The sequence below is a fragment of the Wolbachia endosymbiont (group B) of Chorthippus parallelus genome (assembly GCF_947251815.1).
In the GTDB taxonomy this organism is placed as follows: Bacteria; Pseudomonadota; Alphaproteobacteria; order Rickettsiales; family Anaplasmataceae; genus Wolbachia.
In genome coordinates this window covers 498,534-521,235 of record NZ_OX366390.1, presented here as the reverse complement: position 1 = coordinate 521,235, position 22,702 = coordinate 498,534, and the positions used below count along the sequence as shown (strand labels likewise).

The window sequence follows — 22,702 nt, the reverse complement described above, 5'->3', positions numbered from 1 at the left end:
TCTTATTTTATTTTAACACTTAAGTATACACCGTCAATGCTAAATAGCTTTAAAGTTTTAATAGGCCATCATTACAATCATCATTTGAACAAAATACTTTCTCTTGATGCTGCTCAAGTACACAACTTTAGAATTCCCCAAAAAGAAGATGATATCATTTTCTACGTCTTATCAATAGACATTCATGCAGCCGTAAATTAAGCTATAAATTCAATACAAAGATCCTTAATTATTAACCTCATAGTATTTCTCAACCAACTTATTGAGCAATCTTACACCGAAACCTACTGCCCCTCTTGGAGAAATATCAGTGCCTTTTTCGTGCCAAGCAGTGCCTGCAATGTCTAAATGTGCCCAGCAAGTGTCGTTTACAAAACGCTGCAGAAACTGTGCAGCCATTATACTATCTCCACCAGAACCTGCAGGAGCTATATTTTGTACATCAGCAATCGGCGAATCAATAACTTTGTTATAAGTTTCATTCATAGGAAAGCGCCATAATTTTTCATTTACTTCATTTCCTGCATCAATCAGATGATTCGCTAATTCATCGTTATTTGAAAAAAGACCAGCATATTCATTATTTCCCAGTGCAACCACTATAGCACCAGTTAAAGTTGCAAGGTCGATCATAAATTTCGGTGCAAATCTATCTTGTGTATACCATAAAGCATCCGCAAGTATTAGTCTTCCCTCTGCATCGGTATTTAATATTTCTATTGTTTGTCCAGACATTGAAGTGACTACATCGCTCGGTCTTTGAGCATTACCATCCACTGCATTTTCTGCAAGTGCAACCACACCAATTGCATTTACTTTTGCTTTTCGCCCAGCTAGAGTACGCATCACTCCTACTACAGTAGCAGAACCTGCCATGTCATATTTCATTGACTCCATACCGCGTGAGGGTTTAAGTGACACTCCACCAGTGTCAAACGTTATACCCTTGCCTATAAAAGCTATTGGTTTTTGTTCTTGAGAAGCCCCATTCCATTTTATCACCACTAACTTTGGCTCTTTACTACTTCCTTGCGCTACTCCAAGCAGGGCTCCCATTTTTTTCTCTTCCATTTGCTTTTTATCAAGCACTTCAACCTCAAGACCAAGTTTAGTAAGTTCAGCTTTTATACGATTAGCGTAAGACTCTGGATATAAAATATTAGGTGGCTCAGTAGTAAAAGCACGTGCAAGAAAGATACCTTCACCTTCGTGTTTTAAACGCTCAAATGATTTTTCAATGCTACTTAACTGTTCATCTTTTACTAATAATGTAATTTCCTCTACTTCTGTAATTTTTTCATCCTTTTTAGTTTTATACTTATTAAACTTGAAACTGCGCAGAAATGCTCCATATGCAACATTTGCTGTACTGCCCTCGATTGAAATAGCTGCTCGCTTGATTCTTAATCTGCTTAGCTCACAATATACTTTACCACCAATATTTAATCCTTTGCTTTCATCCCATTCATCTCTCATTCCAAGACCAGCAACTATAATATTTTTTCCCTCTGATGAAGTAACGGAGAAAAATTCACCAAAACCTCCATTAAAACCACTAAATTTCTTGATGTTATCTATAGCTTGCTTATCTTGTAGAACATTAGTTATGAGCTTATCACCCTCAAACAAACCTACCACTAGCGTCTCAAAATCGGGTAAAGCTTTAGAAATTGTTATCTTCATCGTTGACATCTCCGTTGCAAATAATTGTAAGCTGCACATAAAACATAGTAAAAACATTAGTAAGATATTTTTCATATACATTTTAAGTACAATAGCGCTTAAGACTACTATGAACTCCCCTGATATGCAAGGGCTTTATCTTTTATCAGAAAATTTGTTATGCCCACCTAGGGTTATATTAAATGTGTAGGTCTTCATGGCCTGATTGTTATAAGTAAATGGTGCTATCAGAAGGCTTGCAAGTCCACTCTCAATAAGATTACCAAGAAGAAGATCATCACAGTTATCGCAATTATGATCAGCAAAAAACATTTGTGTTGTGAATTCTGGAAAATCTGGATGTTGGACCAAAAAGTTGATGTGTGGAGCCCTATCACCAATTTTACCTGGTACTATTGTAATAAAATTATAATAGCCAAGGTTATTTACTACAAATCTTCCTGATCCAGCAAAATTTGGATCAAGCTCCACATTTTCATCATAATAGCTCATGCCAAGTGAGTCTGCGTGCCATATAGAAACCACAGCATTTTGTATCGGTAAGCAATTTACATCAGTAACTCTACCCACTACATTTATTAATTCTCCTGCTGCATTATTTGGAGAGCCAGGTTTTCTTCTTAAATTATTTGAAGAGTTAAAGCTTTTTGGCCTTGTTTCAAGATCATAAATCCCTGGAGTTTCAATACAATTAAGCAAAATAGGATCAGCCGCAAATAATGACAAATCGAATATAAATTGTACTAAAAACGCTAATAAGATATTTTTTACATTCATTTTGTTTATAGTGCTTTTATCAGAATTATAGCAACCTTTTTCTTTTATTAAAGACAAGACTTTCTTTGAATCCTCCTTAGAATCACAACTATCCTTTCAGTGTATGAGTTTTAGGTTTTAGTACTGCATACACAACTGCACGGACTTCCAATTTAGAAATTGCAAATCAATCCAAACACGCAAGTGTAATGTTACCGCCACATGCTGTAGTGTTGACACTTACAACCTTTTCTATAGAAAAACGTTGCAGATAATTAGGACCACCAGCTTTTGGTCCGGTACCTGACAGTCCTCTACCGCCAAATGGTTGCATTCCAACTGCTGCACCTATTTGATTGCGATTGATGTATACATTTCCAACTGATATTTTCTTGCTTATTAAATCGATCTTACTTTGTACACGGCTTTGCAAAGAAAACGTAAGTCCATATCCTGTATTGTTTATATCACTTATAACTTCATTTAACTGCAACTTATTAAAACGTATGATATGTAAAATAGGCCCAAACACTTCTTGCTTTAATTGCGAAATTTTTTGTATCTCATAAATGTACGGAGGAAAGAAATAACCATTATAAGAATTTGTATCCATGGGTACCTTGGACAAAAGGTTTGAATCTTCATCCCTTGATATTTTTTCCGTATGTTTAGTGAGCATATCAATAGATGCTTTGTCAATTATTGGACCAATATCTGTGCTCAGTTGTATTGGGTCACCTATCTTTAGTTCTTGAGCTGCATTGCATATCATTTTTATCTGTTTTTCTGCTATATCTTCTTGAATAAATAGCACTCTGAGAGCAGAACAACGTTGACCGCCACTGCGAAATGCAGAAATTAAAACATCCTTAGTTACCTGCTCTAAAAGAGCAGAACTATCAACAATCATAGCATTTAATCCACCAGTTTCAGCGATAAGTGGCACAATAGGACCATCTCTGCTGGCAAGCATTCTATTAATTATTTGAGCGGTCTGTGTTGAGCCGGTAAAAGCTACACCGGAAATTCTATTATCTGGCACTAATATTTTACCTAAATATCGACCATCTCCTGGAACAAGATGTAATACATTTTTTGGTATTCCAGCTTCGTGTAGTATCTTAACGGCTTCATAGGCAATAATCGGCGTTTGCTCTGCCGGTTTTGCCAGCACTGCATTACCTGCTACAAGTGCAGCTGAAACCTGCCCAATGAAGATAGCAAGTGGAAAATTCCACGGTGATATGCATAAGAAAACTCCTCTGCCCTCAAAAAAGATGAAGTTATCTTCACCTGTTGGACCTGGCAATTTTTTCCAGTCATTCAGTTCGTTTTTTGCTATCATTGCATAATAGCGCAAAAAGTCGATTGCCTCTCTTACTTCTGCTATTGCATCGGATAAAATTTTTCCTGCTTCCAAGATCAGAATGTAAACCAACTCTTTCATCCTTTCCTCAAGCAAATCTGCAGCTTTTTCAAGGCATTTAGCGCGCTCTTCTGCTGAAATATTCTGCCACTTAGTAAAAGCACTATGTGCTATTTCAAGAGCATTTAAAGCCTGAGCGCTTGTTGTACTTGACACTTCTCCAATTACATTTTCCAAATGTGCAGGATTCACTACTTCGATAAATTCAGCACTATCAAGTAGTGCCTTTCCATCAATTATTGGCCCAACTTGCCATTTCTTTTCACTAAATTTTTTTATATCATTTGCAAATTGCGAAACTGTAATTGAATCACTAATATCCATCCCCAAGGAGTTTTTTCTTTCCTCTCCAAAAATATCTTGTGGCAATGGAATGTTTTGATGAGGTTCATATTCTAAACTTTTAGCTTTTTCTAATGGATCCGAGACTAATTCTTCAATTTTAACGTTAGGATCATTTATTTGATTGACGAACGAACTATTAGCTCCATTTTCAAGAAGACGCTTAACAAGATATGTTAATAAATCACTACGTTTACCAACTGGTGCATATATACGACAGCTGATGCTTGTTGCAAGTTCTGACATTGCATAATCATATAAATCCTCACCCATTCCGTGTAAACGCTGAAACTCAAATCCAGGATGATCTTTGTCAGCAAGCTCTATTATAGTAGCAAAAGTATAGGCATTATGAGTTCCAAAGCATGGGTAAAAGTGATTTACTTTGCTTAAAAGCTTCTGTGCACACGCAAGGTAGCATACATCAGTATAGCTTTTTCTTGTAAATATTGAATAACCACTTAACCCTAGCTCTTGTGCACACTTGATTTCTGAGTCCCAATATGCACCTTTCACAAGCCTCACCATAATTTTATGCTTTGATCGGATAGCAACATCCTCAACAAAATCAAGCACAGATAAAGCACGTTTTTGATATGCTTGTACAGCCAAGCCAAGCCCTCCCCACTGAGAAAGTGACTCATCAAGACGCAGTTGCTCGAATAAAACTAATGACATCTCAAGTCTTTCTGATTCTTCTGCATCTATGCATAGTGAAATGTTGTATTTTTTTGCTTCACGACAGAGCTCTAAAACCCTAGTAAATATCTCACCAGCAATTCGGTCAAATTGACCAAATTCATAACGTGGGTGCAAAGCAGAAAGTTTTATTGAAATTCCATGGGATTTAAAACAATCATTCACTTCAGTAGTTGCACCTATAGCTTTTATTGAGTGCATGTATGAATCAAAACACTCTTCTGCATCTTCAGCTGTGTGAGCAGCTTCGCCAAGCATATCAAAAGAGTATAAAAACTTACTATTGTCATCTAGTTTTGCATATCTTAAAGCTTCTTCTATGGTTTCTCCAACAACAAAATGATTACCAAGCATAGACATTGCTTGTTTTACTGCTTTGCGAATGATCGGTTCTCCTAAATTCTTAAGTAACTTAGAAATTGCGTAATAGAACTTCGAATCGCCTTCATTATCTCTCAATATACTGCTACCTATCATCAAGCTCCATGTGGAAGCATTAACAAACAATGAAGAGGAACGCCCCAAGTGTTTATTCCATTCTTGGTTGGTAATTTTATCTTTGATCAATTCGTCTATTGTGTAATCATCTGGTATTCTAAGTAGCGATTCAGCAAGGCACATCAATGCTATTCCTTCATCATTGGAAAGCGAATATTGCTGCATAAAGGAATCTACAATACTTAATTTATTGTGTTTGATTTTTTCAATAACTTGTTTTGCAATATTGTAAATTCTGTTTTTCGAATCAACCGAAAGTTCTACTTTTTCTACAAGATAACGTACACAGCTTTTTTCATCAGTACGATAAAATCCTTGTAAACGTTTTCTGAGTTCATTAGGTTCTTGTATAGAGCTAATCATAATTATCTATAAAACACCTTTACTATATGTAAGGTAAAATTATATCATAACTTCGCATAGAACAAATCATTATTTAAAAGGACCAGGGCTGGAGCTAAAAGAAGTCTAGTACTTACTTTTACTAAGTCGAAAGAAGTATGTAGCTTAACACTCCACCACTCATTAAGTATTTAATCTCAGTTGCGGTTTGTACACAGCATTTGAGTTGTATTGATTGCTTTGAATTATCCTGTCTTTTAATGATACATTCTAGATTTCCATTTGATACTATTTCACCTTTTATGCTTATTATCTCACTACCATCAAATATCTTTCTGGTTATTCCATTTTGGAATATAAGTGGAAGAACACCCATGCCGACCAAGTTGGACCTATGTATGCGTTCAAAACTTTCTGCAATCACAGCTTTAATTCCCAGTAATGCAGTACCCTTTGCTGCCCAATCCCTACTTGAACCTGTACCATATTCTTTTCCTGCAATGACAACTAATGGAACAGCTTCTCTTTTATATTGCATTGCTGCATCAAAAATTGACATAGTTTCTTGAGAAGGAATATGTTTTGTATAGCCACCCTCAGCGCTCACCATTTTATTTCTTATTCTGATATTAGCAAAGGTTCCACGCATCATTACGTTGTGGTTACCGCGGCGAGATCCATATGAATTGAAATCTTGCGGTTCAACTCCAAGACCTTTTAAATATATGCCTGCAGGACTATTTGAGGCAATATTTCCAGCAGGGGAAATGTGGTCGGTAGTGACGCTATCGCCAAACATCGCTAGTATTTGCGCATTCTTTATATCAACTATGTTGCTTCCATTGTTCTTAGTCGATAAATTATCAAAATAGGGAGGGTTTTGTATATAAGTGCTTTTCGCGTCCCAATCATAGATTTCACCTTTCTCACACTTTATCTTTTGCCAATGCTCATCACCAGAAAAAACATCCTTATACTTTTGTATGAACATTTCACGCGTCACAACACTTTTAACACAGCTCTCAACTTCATTATTTGTTGGCCATATATCTTTGAGATAGACATCATTTCCATTCTTATCTTTGCATATTGAATCTTTTGTCAAATCAATTTGCACAGTGCCTGCAAGTGCATATGCAACAATAAGTGGCGGAGATGCCAAGTAATTAGCTTTGACTAACGGATGAATTCTTCCTTCAAAGTTACGATTGCCAGACAAAACTGCAGCAACAGTTAAGTTTTTGTTTTTTATATCATCCTCTATATCCTTATTAAGTGGACCAGAATTTCCAATGCAAGTTGTGCAGCCATATCCAACTAGATTAAAACCCAAAGCATTTAGATCTACCTGCAATCCAGACTTTTCTAAATATTCTGTCACAACTTGTGACCCTGGAGCAAGAGAAGTTTTAACCCAAGGCTTTGATTTTAATCCAAGTTTAATTGCATTACGAGCTACAAGACCTGCAGCAATCATCACACTTGGATTTGAGGTGTTAGTGCAGCTTGTTATTGCTGCAATCACTACGCTGCCACTCTGGAGCTGATCGCCATAGATAGGTTCCAACGGAAGTCTGTTTGTCTCATTAATAGGAAAAGATGTAGAAAAAGATTCCGCTACTTCTGAAAGGAAAATCTTATCCTGTGGTCTTTTAGGACCAGCCATCACTGGCTTTACGCTTGATAAATCAAGCTCTAGTGTGTCAAAAAATGCTAACTCATTACTGCTACGCCACAATCCCTGCTCTTTTGAATAGACTTCAACTAATTTGATCAGCTCTTCTGGTCGCCCTGTTAAATGTAAATAATCGAGTGTTTTCTGATCAATTGGAAAAAACCCACAAGTTGCACCATACTCTGGGGCCATGTTAGCTATAGTGGCCCTGTCTGCTAGAGATAAATAATCTAAACCATCACCATAAAATTCTACAAATTTACCAACAACACCTTTTGTTCTTAGGATACTGGTAACCGTCAGCACTAAATCAGTCGCAGTTACTCCTTCCGGTAGTCTGCCAATTAATTTAAATCCAACTACTTCTGGAATCACCATACTAATTGGTTGACCAAGCATCACAGACTCAGCTTCTATGCCTCCAACACCCCAACCAAGGACTGATAACCCGTTAATCATTGTAGTGTGACTGTCAGTACCAACTAAAGTGTCAGGATATATGACCCCATCATTATTACACACAACTTGCGCTAAATACTCAAGGTTTACTTGATGGCAAATTCCAGTACCTGGTGGTACTACTCTAAAATTTGTGAAGGACGACTCTCCCCACTTTAAAAATTGATATCTCTCCAAATTTCTTTTTACTTCTAGCTCAACATTTTTACTGAATGCGGAAGTGCTTCCATAACTATCTACTTGAACAGAGTGATCGATCACAAGATCAACAGTTACAGATGGATTTATTTTGCTTGGGTTACCTCTGTTTTTCTTCACATAATTACGCATTGAAGCTAAGTCAACGACAGCAGGAACTCCTGTGAAATCCTGCATCAAAACCCTTGCTGGCTTGTAGCTAATTTCGTGATTAATGTGTTTCTTGACGCAATTTGCTAATATCTTTATGTCATCTAATTTAACGCTTACTCCATCTTCGTTGCGCAATAAATTTTCAAGCAATACCTTGAGTGAACAAGGCAATTTGGTTAAATTTACTCCTAAGAATTTACCAGCGTTACTTAGGTTAAAGTAGTTATATAACCTTCCATCAATATTTAAAGTCGTCTTTGCATTTAAAGAATTGTTCATCCTGTATTAGTTAAAATTGGAATTACTAGCGCTACTTTTTTGTTGTTGACTTTGCTGCTGATACATAGTTTCAAAATCTATAGGATCTAGCATAAGTGGAGGAAACCCACCACTACTTGTTGTTCTTGCAATTACTTCTCTTGCAAAAGGAAAAAGAAAAGTAGGCCCGCCAATAAACAAAGCTTGTCTTACTTCCTCTTTACTCAACTCTTTCAAATTTTCTATTGAAAAAATACCACAATACTTTATCTCACAAATGAAAGCTATACCATTTTTTATATCTTCATCTTTTACCGTCGCTTTGACTTCTATATGCAAAGTAATTTCATGAAAAGGTTTTTCTTCATTTATTCCTTCTTTGCTTTCCGTTCCTTCTAATTTTGCTGAATTAATATTAACCGTTACATTAATATCGGGAGCTTTACTAGAAGAAAGGAATGGCGAATTTGGATTCTCAAACGAAAGATCTTTGACATACTGACCATGAATTTTCATTTTGTGTTGTAACATTTCTTACTTCTCCTTTAATTAAGTTGAGATATTTAATACTTTCTTATATAATATATTCATTTATAAACGAATAGCAAACCTAACTATAGGCTAATATGCAAAACATATTTTTATCAATAATTAATAATATTTAGATACTTTATATACCAAGGGGTTAAGTTACCATGATAGAGCTTGTAATATATGCTTTACTAGCGGCGTTTATTTTTTCACGCTTATACAATTCTTTAGGAAGATCAGCCAGTCTCAACCTAAAAAAGCTAACAGTTGTATTGGATGCAAGTCAAAGTAAAGAGGATGTGGTAGAAAATATCGAAGATTATATTTATAGCAACGACAAAAGTTCAATAGAAGCTACTTATAAACAAATATTACAAAAAAACAGAGAGTTCTCTATTTCCAATTTTATAGAAGGTTCAAGCATAGCTTTTGAATTAATAATTAAATATTTTAACCAAGGGAATTTACCTCAATTAAAATCCCTTCTGGACAAAGATTTGTATAACAGCTTTGTGGATAAGATTAAGCATCGTAAAGAGATACACGAGTCTATAATTGTTTCTATCGTTTTACAAAAGATCTTAGAAATAAAGCTAGTAAAAAACGTAATATTTATTGCAGTATATTTCCTTTCAGAGCAAATTAACTTCGTTAAGAATAATGAAGGAGATATCATATCAGGTAGTATGTCTACTATTAACAAAGTTGAGGATGTATGGCAATTCAAAAAAAATATTAATTCATCAGATCCAACCTGGTTGCTTGTTTCCATTAACTACAAGAAGGCAAGTACCGATAAAAATTTAACAGCAAATGACAAGTAAGATTAGTTACACCGATGGAAAGTAGGCTACGAGAAATAGTACTTGATACTGAAACTACAGGTCTTGACACTGAGTCTGGCCATCGAATTATCGAGATAGGATGTGTAGAACTAATTAATCGTGTTCCAACAGGTAAAACATTTCATCGATATCTTAATCCAGAAAGAGATGTACCTTACCACTCATTTAAGATTCATGGTATTAGTGAGGAGTTTTTAGAGGATAAACCACTATTTTCAGATGTTGCATTTGAATTTCTCAACTTCATATCTAATGACATTTTGGTGATTCATAATGCTGAATTCGATGTTAAGTTCCTTAATATGGAGTTAGGCAAGTTAAATGCTAGGTTAATTTCCTCAGATAGAGTGCTAGATACATTGCCGCTTGCAAGAAAAAAGTTTGTAGGATCACCTGCTTCTTTAAATGCATTATGTAAACGTTTTGACATATCGCTGGAAGGTAGAGAGTTGCACGGAGCATTAGTTGATGCTCAATTGCTTGCAAAGGTCTACGTTGAGCTTACAGGAGGATTGCAAACCTTTTTGTTTAATAGTAAATGTGATCAGGACAATAGCTCTACGTTTATTCAGCATAAAGTGCGAAATTTAGCTCGCAGAGAACATTCACCAAGCAGCGAAGAAATTGATGAGCATAAGAAATTGTTAGATAAAATTAACAATCCACTTTGGAAGGAATATGTTGAATCAATCAGCTAATCAAGATATGATTTAATTTTATTGGAAACGCTTTAATGGTAAAATTCATAAGGTTATTGTCTGGTTTATTAATAATAGTAGCAGCTGTCTTCTTAGGTTATTGTTATTTTACCAAGCAAGGCATATTTGTTTCACAAAATACAGAAATTAAAATAGGTGGGGATTTTTCTTTGATTAATCAAGACGGACAAACAGTACGCAGTAGTGATTTTAAAAATAAGTATATGATGATTTTTTTCGGATTTTCCTCATGCAAAAGAATTTGCCCTATGAACCTCGGAATAATTTCAGAAACACTTGCAAAGTTAGATAAGAAAACTGACAATAAGATACAAACATTTTTTATCACAGTTGATCCTGAGCGCGATAACATAGAAAGGCTTAAAGAATTTCAGCAGCAATTTGACCATAGAATACAAATGCTAACTGGTGAAAGACAAAAAATAGATGAAGTAGTTGCAAAGTATAAAGTATATGCAAACAAAGTAGGTGGAGAAGAGGAAATTAACCATTCTTCAATAATATACCTTATCGGCCCTGAAGGAAAATATGTCACACACTTTGTAGCTGATTTAAATTCAGATGAAAGTCAATCTGATAAGATTCTGGCTGAGATAAAAAAATATGTAAGCTGAACTAAAGAGCTTAGCTTACTTTAAATTTATGCTAACGGCTGTTTTGATTAAACTAAGTCGTTTTTTTAATTTTTTCTAGGATCAACTCAGCAGCTTTTTGTTCAGCAATTTTCTTACTAGGAGCGCATGCAGAAACTTTGTCATAACTCTCTATGCAAACTGATATAGTAAATTCAGGATTGTGTGCTGGTCCAGTTTGTTTTACAAGCTCATACTTTGGTAAAGGTAATTTATTTCTCTGAGTCCATTCTTGCAGTGAAGTTTTAGGATCTTGAGGAGGATCGAGGATGTCTTTAGCTAGCTTTTCCCAATGTTGGATAATAAATTTTTCAACACTCTCAAGTCCACCGTCAATATAAATTGCACCTATTAGTGCCTCAAGCGAATTTTCTAAATTTTTTAAGTTACATTTCCCTCCGTTGCAACGTTCACTATTATTCATTATGATAAAGTTACCTAACTCTATTTCTTTAGCAACATTAGCAATGGTACTGCCACAAACTAGATCCGTTTTTCTTTTTGCCAATGCTCCTTCTTTTTCTTCAGGAAACATTTTAAACAGCATAGCAGATACAACCATGTTCAAAATACTATCGCCCAAAAACTCTAGCCTTTCGTAGCTTACGATCTGGTCTTCGCTATTCCTTTTATTTACGCTTGGATGGGTTAATGCCTCTTCTAATATTGCATGATCTGTAAATTTATAATTAATAACTTTAGATATTATATCGTTCAAAACTTTCATGTTCATCATTCAAAAGAAAAGCACTCCCTATCATACCTTTACACTAAAAAGTTAGCTCTACTTTACTAAAACAATATCAATAACTTCCAAAATTAATGTATACAACCCACTGCTTCAGTAATGTTACTAAATCCATCTCTTTTTACCAATTCTGCAAGCTCCAGATTGATTTTGTTCACAACTTGATGCCCCTGATATACGAGAGCAGTGTACAGTTGTACTAAAGAGGCTCCTGCCTTTATTTTTTCATATGCGTCAATACCACTTGAAACTCCCCCACATCCTATCAATAGAATCCTGCTCTTAGTAAGCTTGTACATATCACTCAATAACTCGGTTGAAAGTTGAAACAATGGTCTGCCGCTCAACCCACCACTCTCATTATAGTAAGAATCTCGACTTATCGTAGTGTTGCTTACTATTAAGCCGTCAATTTTATATTCTAGTGTAAGCTCAGCGATATTTTCTTTTGTTTGCTGATCTATATCTGGAGAAATTTTTAATATTATCGGTATGGATTCAGAGCTATCGATTGATTTCCGGGTTAGAGTGATAGATTTCAACAATTTGGATAATTCTTGTTTATTGTGCAAATCGCGCAAGTTAGGTGTGTTTGGGGATGAGATGTTCAGTACTATATAATTGCTCTTTCCATATACTATCTTTATTAAGTCAACATAATCGCTGATTTGGTCCTTTGATGTACTGTTTCTTCCTATATTTATACCAAAAATACAATCACCAAGTTTAGTTTTACTTATCTGTTTAAGAAAATAGTCTACTCCTTTATTATTAAATCCCAATCTATTAATTATTCCTTCATCTTTAATTAATCGAAAAATTCTCGGTTTTTTGTTTCCATATTGGGGATGTTTAGTTACAGTACCAGCCTCAATAAATCCAAAACCAAATGAGAGTATCGGCTTTACAACTTCCGCATTTTTATCAAAACCTGCAGCAAGACCTACAGGACTCCTAATTTTATTACCAAAAAAGTTTACATTTAAAGACTTAGGTAGTTCTATAGGTTTCCTACAGGGCATCTTTTTTAACGCCGTTATTACCAAGGAGTGAGCGATTTCAGGCGGCAGTAAAAACAATAAATTACGTAATATCATTTTGTAAAACACTTTGCTTATTTTTAGTTTATTTTTTACCATGCAACAAGAATAACTTAGAAAGCTTGAGGTTTATCAAAATAGTAAGTATATAGTTTCTATGAGTAGTAAAAACTAATTTTTCTGAAGGGAAACCAGAACTTGATCAGTATTTTTATCTACTAATTCGAGGTAGCCAAATTTGTTAATTTGAGATTTTATTAGTATAGGAATCTTATTTCGATTTAAATAAAATCCCTGTTTTGATTGTTTATTAATCCGCAACCTTACATCCCCATTTTTCCAAGCAAGCATCTTATTTATTCCAGATTTTTCTTTACAATTATCTTCATTTACAAATCCTAAGTATTCATCTTCTGAAGAAGATATTGCAATCTTGCATATTCTATACCCTACCCAATTCCCTAGATATGGATCAGTATCGTCTTTTTCGTGAAGCTTGAACTCTCCTTTGACATATTCCCATGGAGCTTTTGCATCACCTACCTTTTTTAGAAAGAGTACGTCCTGATCAAAGTTTATAATGGTCCTTGTATGAAATGTTGTTAAGCTTGTGTCCCATAATAGTTTTTCTGTGATGCTAAAATGCTCTTTATCCTTTTGCATATTTTGAAATGATACGATTATCACATCTGCTCCAACTTCTCTTCCATAGTTAACATATTGACTAGCACGCCCATGTTTGGCTGTGAATGATGACTTACCTATTAACAGAAAGTCATTAAATAACGCATTATATATAGTCTGTGCACTGTAAGCTGTACCGACGTAAACCGGCTGTTTGTTGGATGAAGGGTACTTTTCTGGTGCAAGATGAGTATACGAGCTCTTTAATAAATAGTGAAAAGTGCAACTGGTAAGCAAGAAGGGCAAACCAATCAATAATAAAACTTCTGTTAATCTCTTTGGCATTTTACTGCTTATATTTTGAATATAGTATCTTATTTTTTTAAATATTTCATTAAAAGCCACACTTCTTGTTAAAATTTCAGAAGAAAAAACGATCTAATTGGAGTAAGAGGCCGGGACCGGAATTGAACCGGTATAAAAGGATTTGCAGTCCTCCGCATAAGCCATTCTGCCACCCAGCCGTTTTTTATGCATAGATATCCATTATATCTTTTAGCATAGATAAAGCATCCTCTTTTTTTCTTTGAAAAGTGTTACGCCCGATAATTGAACCATTACCACCGCCTTGCTTAATTTCTTTCGCTTCATTGCATATGTCATTCACTGATTTTGACTCGCCACCAGAAAAAACTACTATTCTTTTCCCTGCAAAACAAGATCTTTTAACATATTCAATTCTTTTAGATAATGATTCAATATTTTCTATTTTTTCTCTTTCCAGATGATTGGTTGGAAGTTTTACTTTTATTATGTTGGCACCGAGCAAAGCCGCTATATGCGCAGCATAGGCAATAACATCAACTGCTGTTTCACCTTCTTTGGAAATTCCTTCACCGCGTGGATAAGACCATAGCACTACGGCAAGGCCGCAAGACTTAGCCTCAGCTATAATTTCGCGAGCTTCTTCCATCATATCGAAGCACTTAGCAGAACCAGGATATATAGTAAACCCAACAGCTACGCAACCCAAACGCAGCGCATCTTTTACAGAAGCAGTTATTGCTTGATCAGAAGTTAAGTTTTTCGAGTGCAAGGAGTTAGCACTATTAAGCTTCAAAATAAGTGGTAGCATTCCAGCATAAGTTGAAGCACCAGCTTCGATCATACCAAGCGGAGCAGCGTACGCGCTTACTCCCGAATCAACTGCAAGCTGAAAATGATAATGCGGATCGTAAGCATCAGGATTAACTTCAAAACTTTTTATTGGCCCATGCTCAAATCCTTGATCTACAGGAAGAATTACTAACTTGCCAATTCCACTAAGTTTTCCATGCATAAGAATACGAGCAAGATTTGCTTTTACTCCAGGATTTTCACTTTCGTAATAACTTAGGATTTGTTTTACTTCTTCACTCATTAATATCTTCAAATTTACTTAAAGTGTAGCAAAAACTATAGTTGAAGCAAAGACCTTTGTGGTTTTTCTTGAATTAAATCTTCAAAATACATTTTAACAATAGGAAGAATGAGCGACATAAGCACTAATTTATAGTCATACCATGCAAACTTTTCCTTGTAGCTAAATTCTGCATCTTCTTCGTATAAACGCTGGATGCAGTGCTCACTATATAATTCAGAAGCTTTCGTAAAAGTTCTAAGTAAAGCAATCAATAATAAATCCAATGCCAAATTAACTATCAGCATTGTTCCATATTGAACAGGCCAGCCATTTTGTGCAATTTCCGATGCTAAACTGCACACAGCAAACGCTACTGCAATACATATCACATAATTATCAGCAGCAATAAGTAAATTAAACCTTCGGTTGAATCTATCCATATTTCCTTCTTGTGAGCCTCTTTGTTTACTTGCTGCATAGATAATACTACAAAAGGATATAATAAATAACCATGGCCAAACTCCGATGCTGAATGCATAAAATTTATAAGCAATATTTTGCACTTTGCCACTGTTAGCAAGTTGTGATAAGCAATATTTGACTTGAGGCGACGGACCAAGTACCACATTTGCTAATATAAAAAATAAACATGCTCTATTCACAGCTTTCTCTCTACGCAATAGAATCTCATTGATTCTCCTTTGTTTTTCCTGCACTTCTCGCTGTAATGTTATAGATATGCCAGCTGCTTTTAAGTCGTTAAGATATTTCTCTAGCTTATCTTTATCTGCACTAAGTTTTTTAAACTTTTCTTCAGCTATTTTTTTCTCTTTCTCTCCTACTACTTTATCAGGGTGACATTTTAATGAAGCTCTTCTAAAGTGCCGCTCAACTAACTTAAGTACATCATCAAACTCCTGGCTTATTACTTCTTCTGCTTTTATTCCCAGCCTTGAAAATAAGTTCTGTAAATCTTGATTACTGTAATATTGATTTCTGGTTAAACTTGCCACTATAGCCTCATTAAAAAATAGTGACTATACTACAAATTTAATACTCAAGTAAGAATTTAAACTATATCAAAAGCAATTTCTTGTTTATCCATATAAATCCTTAATTTCTTTCCTTTGATTAATTGACGATTCAGCATTTCTTCAGCCAAATGACTTTTTATCTCTTTTTCAATCAACCTCTCTATCGGACGTGCTCCCATTTCTTTGCTGTAGCCAGTTTGTGCAAGATAAAACTTTACTTCCTCTTCGACTGAGCAACTTATGCCCTTTTGCATAAGTTGCTTTTTCAATTCTTGAACAAATTTATCCACAATATACAAAATGACATCTAAATTGAGGTCAGAAAAAGAAATGACTGCATCCAAGCGATTACGAAATTCAGGGCTAAAAATCCGTTCTACTGCTTTTTCGCTATCACCAATATTAAAGTCCTTATACCCAAAGCCAATAGAACTTTTGCTACGCTCAAATGCACCTGCATTGGTTGTCATAATTAAAATTGTATTGGAAAAATTAACTTTACGCCCGTAAGTATCTGTAACATAACCATAATCCATGACTTGTAGTAATATATTGTAAATATCACTATGAGCTTTCTCAATTTCATCAAGAAGTACCACACTATATTGATTGTTAGATACAGATTCTGTAAGCAATCCACCTTGGTCGTAACCCACATATCCAGGAGGGGAACCAATCATTCTAGATATTGTGTGAGGTTCCATATACTCGGACATATCAAATCGTATAAGGTTCATACCCATATTCTGTGCTAATTTCTTTGCAAGCTCAGTCTTACCTACGCCAGTTGGTCCTGCAAAAAGATAATTTGCCAAGGGTTTACTGTAACTTCTCAGACCAGATTTAGCAATTTTAATAGAATTAACAAGAGACTCTATCGCTTGCTCTTGACCAAAAATGGCTTTCTTGAGATTTTCTTTCAAAGATTTTACTCTTTGCACATCATCAAGCTCGCAAGGTACGTTTGTAATCCTAGTGATAGTATTCTTAATATCTCTACTGTTTATAATTTTTCGCCTGTTTTTTTGTAACTTACAATACGCCCCTGCTTCATCTATAACATCAACTGCTTTATCAGGTAATATTCGCCCAGTAATATACTTGTGTGAAAGTTCAGCTGCAGATTTAATGGCATGTTTCGTGTAATATACTCCATGATACCTTTCATAGTAATGCTTTATACCATCTAGTATCTTTACTGTATCATTAATAGAAGACTCTTTTACATTAATTTTTTGAAACCTCCTTGCTAATGCTTTATCCTTTTCAAAGCTATTGCTATATTCTCTATATGTAGTTGCACCTATACAACGCAACGCACCTCTTGCAAGTGCAGGTTTAAGCAGATTGCCAGCATCAAGAAAGCTGCCACTTGTTGAACCTGCTCCAATAATAGTGTGTATTTCGTCAATAAAAAGAATAGCACCAGGTTTTGCCTCAATTACTTTTATTATAGATTTTATTCTCTCTTCAAAGTCACCTCTATAGCGTGTTCCTGCAAGAAGTGATCCTAAATCCAAAGCATAAATTGTGCTGGATCTCAGTGCACTCGGAACGCTGCCTTCAATAATTTTCAACACCAAACCTTCAACTATTGTTGTTTTACCAACACCTGGTTCTCCGACATATAAAGGGTTATTCTTTCTGCGTCTTAGTAAGATTTCTATAGTGCGATTTAATTCATAATCACGACCAATGATATAATCTATTTTTTTGCTTCTTGCATAATCATTTAAATTTCTACAATAATTTTGTAGAACTTCTTCATCTTTTAATAATTCACCTTTATTTGCTACAGTAGAGATATCGTTATTTTTATCAAGTTTTATCTTGCGATTAGCTATGTATTCTTCTACATCATCTGAATATCTTATATTAGATATATTATCAATCAAATTAGAATCCTTTGCATTTCGTTTGCGCAATAGATCTTCAACGTATGAACCTTGTTCAGAAGACAGAATCTCCAATAGAACACTTGCTCCATTTATTTCTTTTCTCCCTAAGCGATGAGCCCGTATCATGGCTTTATGTATTATGCATTGAAATAGCGAATCAGGCTCAATTTTATTGACAGTTAATTCGGAGTTGTCTTGCAAAAAACCTTTTATATTATTACCACGACCATTTCTTAATATAATATTATCTATATTTATGATTTCATCAGCTCTGATGTTACATCTTGATAAAACATAATTTACATCCAAATCTTTGGTTAATGCTAGCAACAAATGTTCCACTTTTGCATATTTAAGCTTACAATTAGAAGCAATCTGTAACGCTCTATTTAAACTTGCCTCTAAATTTTTAGAAATCATCTATTCTCTTTAAAAGTGTAAATCTATATATAATTAGTAGCACACAATTATTAAAAAAACTGAAATCTAGCAGCTCGTTGTAGCCAAATTGAATTAAGCTACAGATTATAGTCCACACAGCCTAACATTATACCGTTGTGATAATCTCAAAACGTTATAAGCAGCAGAATTAAGATTATCAAATTGTAGGTAAATCTAATTTGGGCTAGCTATATATTCTTTCTACCATCCTCCAATCACTTCACTTTGCAGCAAGTTTACTGGAGCTTTTAAAGAATAGAAGAATAGTTAAGTACATTAATACGCTTTTTCTAGTACTCTGCTTTTCTTCTTAAATACATTGATCTTTTTTCTACCGTATTTAGCCTTTAACGTACTTGGCCTTTTAAAGATCTTTTTGCTGTTACGTTTTTGAGATTGCATACTACAATCAAAATTTGGCTCTCCTTCTTTATCTGCTAGTGCAGGCAGTCTTCTCTTATCTTGAGGTGTAACAAAAGATAATGCAAATCCTTCAGCTCCCGCACGTGCAGTTCTACCTATACGATGAACATAATCAGCTTGCGATTGTGGTACATCATAATTGATAACATGTTGAATGTGCGGAATATCAAGGCCGCGAGAAGCAACATCTGTTGCAACCATGATTTGATTGCGGCCACGACGAAAAGAATCAATGACTCTTTCACGCTTGTGCTGCCTTAAATCACCATGAATTGCCAAAGCGCTATAGTCATCTTTGTGCAATTTGTCAGCTAGCTGATCCGCTCCTCGCTTTGTTTTAACAAAAATAATGATCGATCCTTTGCGCTGACATAATTGTGTAACAAGCTTGCCATATTTTTCTGATTCTGATGCATAAACAACTTCTTGTTTAATTTTTACAGAAGTTGTAGCCTGGCAATCAACAGAAACACGCTCTGGTTGATTAAGATATTTTTCAGTAAGTTTTACTATTTCTCCAGGAAGAGTTGCAGAAAACATAAGATTTTGCCTTATTTTAGGCAAATGCTTCATAATTTCTTCAATCTGAATTCCAAAGCCCATATCAAACATACGATCCGTCTCATCAAGCACAAGAATACCAACATTCCGAGTAACTAAAGTTTTACGCTCAATATGGTCTATAATACGACCAGGAGTACCTATTATAATTTGTGGTTTTTTCTGAAGCTGATTTAGCTGCCTAAAAATAGGCTCGCCTCCGATCAACAAAGCAACTCTTAGTAAAGAACTTTGAGATAAGAGTTTTCTTATCTCACTTGTTACCTGATGAGCAAGCTCTCTGGTTGGCACGATGACTAAAGCTGAACCAATGCTTGGCTCATTCATCAATTTAGCAACCAGTGGAATAGCAAACGCTAAGGTTTTTCCAGTTCCCGTTTGAGCAGACCCAAGAATATCTTTGCCCTGAAGAGCTAGAGGAATCGCTTGCACCTGAATCGGGGTTGGAACACAAAGATTATTTTTACTTAGAGCTTGCCTAAGCAAAGTTGGAAGCCCCATTTCATGAAAATTACTCACAATACATTACCCTATTAAAAAGCTTCACGATAGACTAATCTTCCAATCTTAAATTTATTGCAGACTTTTTATCTTCTCCATTCCTACCACGCTCTTCTTTAAGCTCATAACTTACTCTTTCCCCTTTCATTCCTCTCTTTTTATCCTCTCCTCGAAGTGCATCAGGTCTTATTCCTGAACGTTCTAATGTACTAACATGTAAAAAAACGTCCTCACCTTTACCTTCTGGCTTGATGAAACCATAGCCTTTTTCAACATTAAACCATTTTATATTACCAAATTCCATATGGATAACTCCTAAACTACTAACTAATATTATTAATGTGATGAAAAACTTTGAAATTACGATTTAGAATGCTTTAAGCTTAGTTACTGCAACTAAACTTCTATACTCCATAGTCTATTCTTAACATTACATAGTAATAGTACACAATTATTGTACTTAATGCAACTAAAATTTTTAATCACTAAGTGAACCTGCTACTGTCATTTCGCTAACTTTAATCGTTGGTGAATTAAACTGCCCACAGAAAGTTAGGTCATTTGCAACAACTAAATTGCTAAACATATTTTTCAAATTGTCGGCAACAGTAATCTCGTGTATTGGATACGTTATTTTACCATTTTCTATAAAAAATCCGCATGCACCTTGACTATAATCGCCATTGATTAAATTAACACCAAAACCAAATAAATCAGTTACATATATTCCTTCTTTTACTTCGTCAATTAATTCCTTAAACGATCTATTACCATTTTTGAAATAGAAATTACTAGCTGAAGGAATAATTGCAGCATTACTTGCACGAGTTGCATTTGCGGTCGTTTCCAAGTTTAATTTCCTAGCCGAATATAGATCTAAAATCCAGTTTTGCAGTACTCCATTTTTTACAAATTCATTTCTTCTGCTCATTATTCCTTCCCCGTCAAACGGTCTTGATGTTATACCCCTTGGTAACAATGGGTCATCAATAATGCTAATCTCAGTATTAAAAATTTGATTATTTAAACTATTTCTCAAAAAAGAGCTATTACTTACAATATTGCTACCATTTATGGCAGAAGCAAAGCTCTTTACTAGCTCTTTTGCTGCTCTTTTTTCAAAAACAACCGGAAATTTGCCTGTCCTGATTGTACATGAACCCAATTGATCTATTGCTCTTTTTGCTGCTTCTTTCCCTATTGACTCCGGTGTTTTTAAATCACTGAAGTTGCATGCTACATCGTAATCGTAGCCTATTTTCATTTCACTCTTTTCTCCAGCAACAACAGAAACCTGATTAACAAAAGTTGACTTACTAAATGAACCAACAAAACCAGAAACGGTTGATAATACTGTATTTACTGAAGTATGTGAAGATGAAGCTCCTTCGGAATTAATAATATTTTTATGTGCAAGAGCTGAATTTTCTGTAGCTTCAGTAATTTCTTTTAATTTATCAATTGTTACAACATTATTATCTGAGATATTTAAATCTGCAGAAGAGATATAATTACTGCCATCTACAGCAAAACTAATATAAGGATCTTCCTGGGCATTCTTTGCCATTTCCACCACTTGGCTCACTGCACTACTAAGATTATTCAAATCGTTTGTGGAAATATACGCAGCTTTGTTCTTACCTGCTATAGCTCTAATTCCGACAGTACAGTTTCTAGATTGTGATATTTGTTCAATTTTTGATAGACGCTGAGAAACCGAGGTCTTATTAGTTTCATATATTGTAACTTCTGCGTCTTGATTCTGCTTTTTTATTAGTTTAGTGATATCTGCTGCAATATTTAATATATTCATTTTTCATTCCTTGAGTTTCTATAAAGATTCTGCACCACCTATAACTTCAATCAAATCAGTTGTAATTGCTGCTTGACGAGAACGATTATAAAGTAATGCTAGTTTATTTAGCATTTCTTTTGTATTTCTGTTTGCTGATTCCATAGCAACCATCCTAGCACTATTTTCACTTGCTGCACTTTCAAGTAAAGCAGAATAAAGAGCAGCTGTAACATAATCTTGAGTCAAAGATTTTAAAATAAACTCAATATTTTGTGGTTCATACTCATAGCTGTAATCTGTTAGAGGACTAACTACAGAATTATCAATTAATAATGAGTCTTTACTCCATGGTTTTATTGTTTCTAATATTGGCTTTTGCATGAAGGTATTATAGAATTTACTGTAAAAAACCTTAACTTTATTGTATTTACTTAGATCTATATCACTAACCAAGGCTTCCACACGCTTTAGTGTGATTCCCTTACTATTTTCAACCTTCAAGATATTTTTAGAATTAAATCTATTTTTGCCTGTCTCAAAAGCTTTCTTACCAAAAAAAACAATGTCTACTTTCTTATCATTTGCAATTAATTTGTTTATATGCTCCTGACTGAATTTAACAACAGAGGAGTTAAAGCTGCCACATAAACCACGATCAGATGCAATAATAAATACTAGGAAAGAATCTTCATTATTGATATTTAGAATTCCTGCTAGTAACTCTTGATCCGCTGATAGCGCTAGTGAAGAAATAATGCTATGCAGCTTAGATATATGCAATTTTGAATTTGATAATTTCTTTTGGCTTTGTAATAATTTTGCTGCAGAAACCATTTGCATTATTTTCGTGGTTTTCTGCACAGACTTAATATTTTTAATTCTTAAGGATAATTCCTTTAAGCTCTTCATTTTGTATATAATTCTAATTTATTAAAATATATAACTGGTAATGTCTAAAAACAAGTTTTTTTGACATTGGAGTCAAACCTAACTAAGAAACTCACAGATTTACTGTTTTG

18 protein-coding genes and 1 tRNA gene are annotated in these 22,702 nt (G+C 34.7%); 3 read left to right on the top strand and 16 right to left on the bottom strand.

The genetic code is table 11. From position 1 onward, the window contains the following. Positions 1-225 precede the first annotated feature (225 nt). The 5 genes from OPS21_RS02240 to secB all read right to left on the bottom strand — a co-directional run bounded on the left by OPS21_RS02240 (position 226) and on the right by secB (position 9,020). Positions 226-1,683, bottom strand: a complete 1,458-nt coding sequence (locus OPS21_RS02240) for a leucyl aminopeptidase (protein WP_265027743.1) — start codon at positions 1,681-1,683, stop codon at positions 226-228. A gap of 135 nt (positions 1,684-1,818) precedes the next feature. After that, positions 1,819-2,460: a protocatechuate 3,4-dioxygenase gene (locus OPS21_RS02235; protein WP_064085711.1), complete on the bottom strand. Its 642-nt coding sequence runs from the start codon at positions 2,458-2,460 to the stop codon at positions 1,819-1,821. Positions 2,461-2,626: 166 nt separating this feature from the next. Continuing rightward, on the bottom strand, positions 2,627-5,767 hold the full coding sequence (gene putA / locus OPS21_RS02230) for a bifunctional proline dehydrogenase/L-glutamate gamma-semialdehyde dehydrogenase PutA (RefSeq protein ID WP_264336832.1): 3,141 nt from the start codon (positions 5,765-5,767) through the stop codon (positions 2,627-2,629). A 121-nt stretch (positions 5,768-5,888) separates the two neighbouring features. Beyond that, a complete protein-coding gene (gene acnA / locus OPS21_RS02225; RefSeq protein WP_264336831.1) occupies positions 5,889-8,510 on the bottom strand; it encodes an aconitate hydratase AcnA in 2,622 nt (873 codons plus the stop codon). A 6-nt stretch (positions 8,511-8,516) separates the two neighbouring features. After that, on the bottom strand, positions 8,517-9,020 hold the full coding sequence (gene secB / locus OPS21_RS02220; RefSeq protein ID WP_265027693.1) for a protein-export chaperone SecB: 504 nt from the start codon (positions 9,018-9,020) through the stop codon (positions 8,517-8,519). Positions 9,021-9,184: 164 nt separating this feature from the next. Here secB and OPS21_RS02215 point away from each other — a divergent pair, with 164 nt between their 5' ends. Genes OPS21_RS02215 through OPS21_RS02205 form a run of 3 tightly spaced genes read left to right on the top strand, consistent with a single transcriptional unit; the run spans position 9,185 to position 11,198 of the window. Continuing rightward, a complete protein-coding gene (locus OPS21_RS02215; RefSeq protein WP_264336829.1) occupies positions 9,185-9,844 on the top strand; it encodes a Tim44/TimA family putative adaptor protein in 660 nt (219 codons plus the stop codon). 14 nt (positions 9,845-9,858) lie between these two features. After that, the gene (gene dnaQ, locus OPS21_RS02210) at positions 9,859-10,563 is read left to right on the top strand and encodes a DNA polymerase III subunit epsilon (protein WP_264336828.1); all 705 of its coding nucleotides are present in this window, start codon (positions 9,859-9,861) and stop codon (positions 10,561-10,563) included. 35 nt (positions 10,564-10,598) lie between these two features. Then, positions 10,599-11,198: an SCO family protein gene (locus OPS21_RS02205; RefSeq protein ID WP_264336827.1), complete on the top strand. Its 600-nt coding sequence runs from the start codon at positions 10,599-10,601 to the stop codon at positions 11,196-11,198. 52 nt (positions 11,199-11,250) lie between these two features. Here OPS21_RS02205 and rnc read toward each other — a convergent pair whose 3' ends face one another. The 11 genes from rnc to atpG form a co-directional block, all read right to left on the bottom strand. Next, complete coding sequence (gene rnc, locus OPS21_RS02200; protein ID WP_026092689.1) at positions 11,251-11,943, bottom strand: ribonuclease III; 693 nt, start codon at positions 11,941-11,943, stop codon at positions 11,251-11,253. Positions 11,944-12,035: 92 nt separating this feature from the next. Beyond that, positions 12,036-13,103, bottom strand: a complete 1,068-nt coding sequence (locus OPS21_RS02195) for a quinone-dependent dihydroorotate dehydrogenase (protein ID WP_264336826.1) — start codon at positions 13,101-13,103, stop codon at positions 12,036-12,038. A gap of 72 nt (positions 13,104-13,175) precedes the next feature. Further along, positions 13,176-13,973, bottom strand: a complete 798-nt coding sequence (locus tag OPS21_RS02190) for a hypothetical protein (RefSeq protein ID WP_006015735.1) — start codon at positions 13,971-13,973, stop codon at positions 13,176-13,178. Between the two features lie 107 nt (positions 13,974-14,080). Continuing rightward, a tRNA-Cys gene (locus OPS21_RS02185) sits at positions 14,081-14,152 on the bottom strand. 5 nt (positions 14,153-14,157) lie between these two features. Further along, on the bottom strand, positions 14,158-15,048 hold the full coding sequence (locus OPS21_RS02180; RefSeq protein WP_264336825.1) for a class I fructose-bisphosphate aldolase: 891 nt from the start codon (positions 15,046-15,048) through the stop codon (positions 14,158-14,160). A 35-nt stretch (positions 15,049-15,083) separates the two neighbouring features. Next, positions 15,084-16,043, bottom strand: a complete 960-nt coding sequence (locus OPS21_RS02175) for a molecular chaperone DnaJ (protein ID WP_264336824.1) — start codon at positions 16,041-16,043, stop codon at positions 15,084-15,086. Between the two features lie 56 nt (positions 16,044-16,099). Further along, entirely contained in the window at positions 16,100-18,382 is a 2,283-nt protein-coding gene (locus OPS21_RS02170) for an AAA family ATPase (protein ID WP_264336823.1), read from the bottom strand. A 297-nt stretch (positions 18,383-18,679) separates the two neighbouring features. Beyond that, entirely contained in the window at positions 18,680-19,906 is a 1,227-nt protein-coding gene (locus tag OPS21_RS02165; protein WP_010404320.1) for a DEAD/DEAH box helicase, read from the bottom strand. A 34-nt stretch (positions 19,907-19,940) separates the two neighbouring features. Further along, the gene (locus OPS21_RS02160; RefSeq protein ID WP_264336822.1) at positions 19,941-20,192 is read right to left on the bottom strand and encodes a cold-shock protein; all 252 of its coding nucleotides are present in this window, start codon (positions 20,190-20,192) and stop codon (positions 19,941-19,943) included. A gap of 174 nt (positions 20,193-20,366) precedes the next feature. Continuing rightward, positions 20,367-21,701 carry a TldD/PmbA family protein gene (locus tag OPS21_RS02155; protein WP_264336821.1) on the bottom strand — a complete coding sequence of 445 codons (1,335 nt, stop codon included), beginning with the start codon at positions 21,699-21,701 and terminating at the stop codon, positions 20,367-20,369. Positions 21,702-21,719: 18 nt separating this feature from the next. Beyond that, the gene (gene atpG, locus OPS21_RS02150; RefSeq protein WP_264336820.1) at positions 21,720-22,592 is read right to left on the bottom strand and encodes an ATP synthase F1 subunit gamma; all 873 of its coding nucleotides are present in this window, start codon (positions 22,590-22,592) and stop codon (positions 21,720-21,722) included. Positions 22,593-22,702 lie beyond the last annotated feature (110 nt).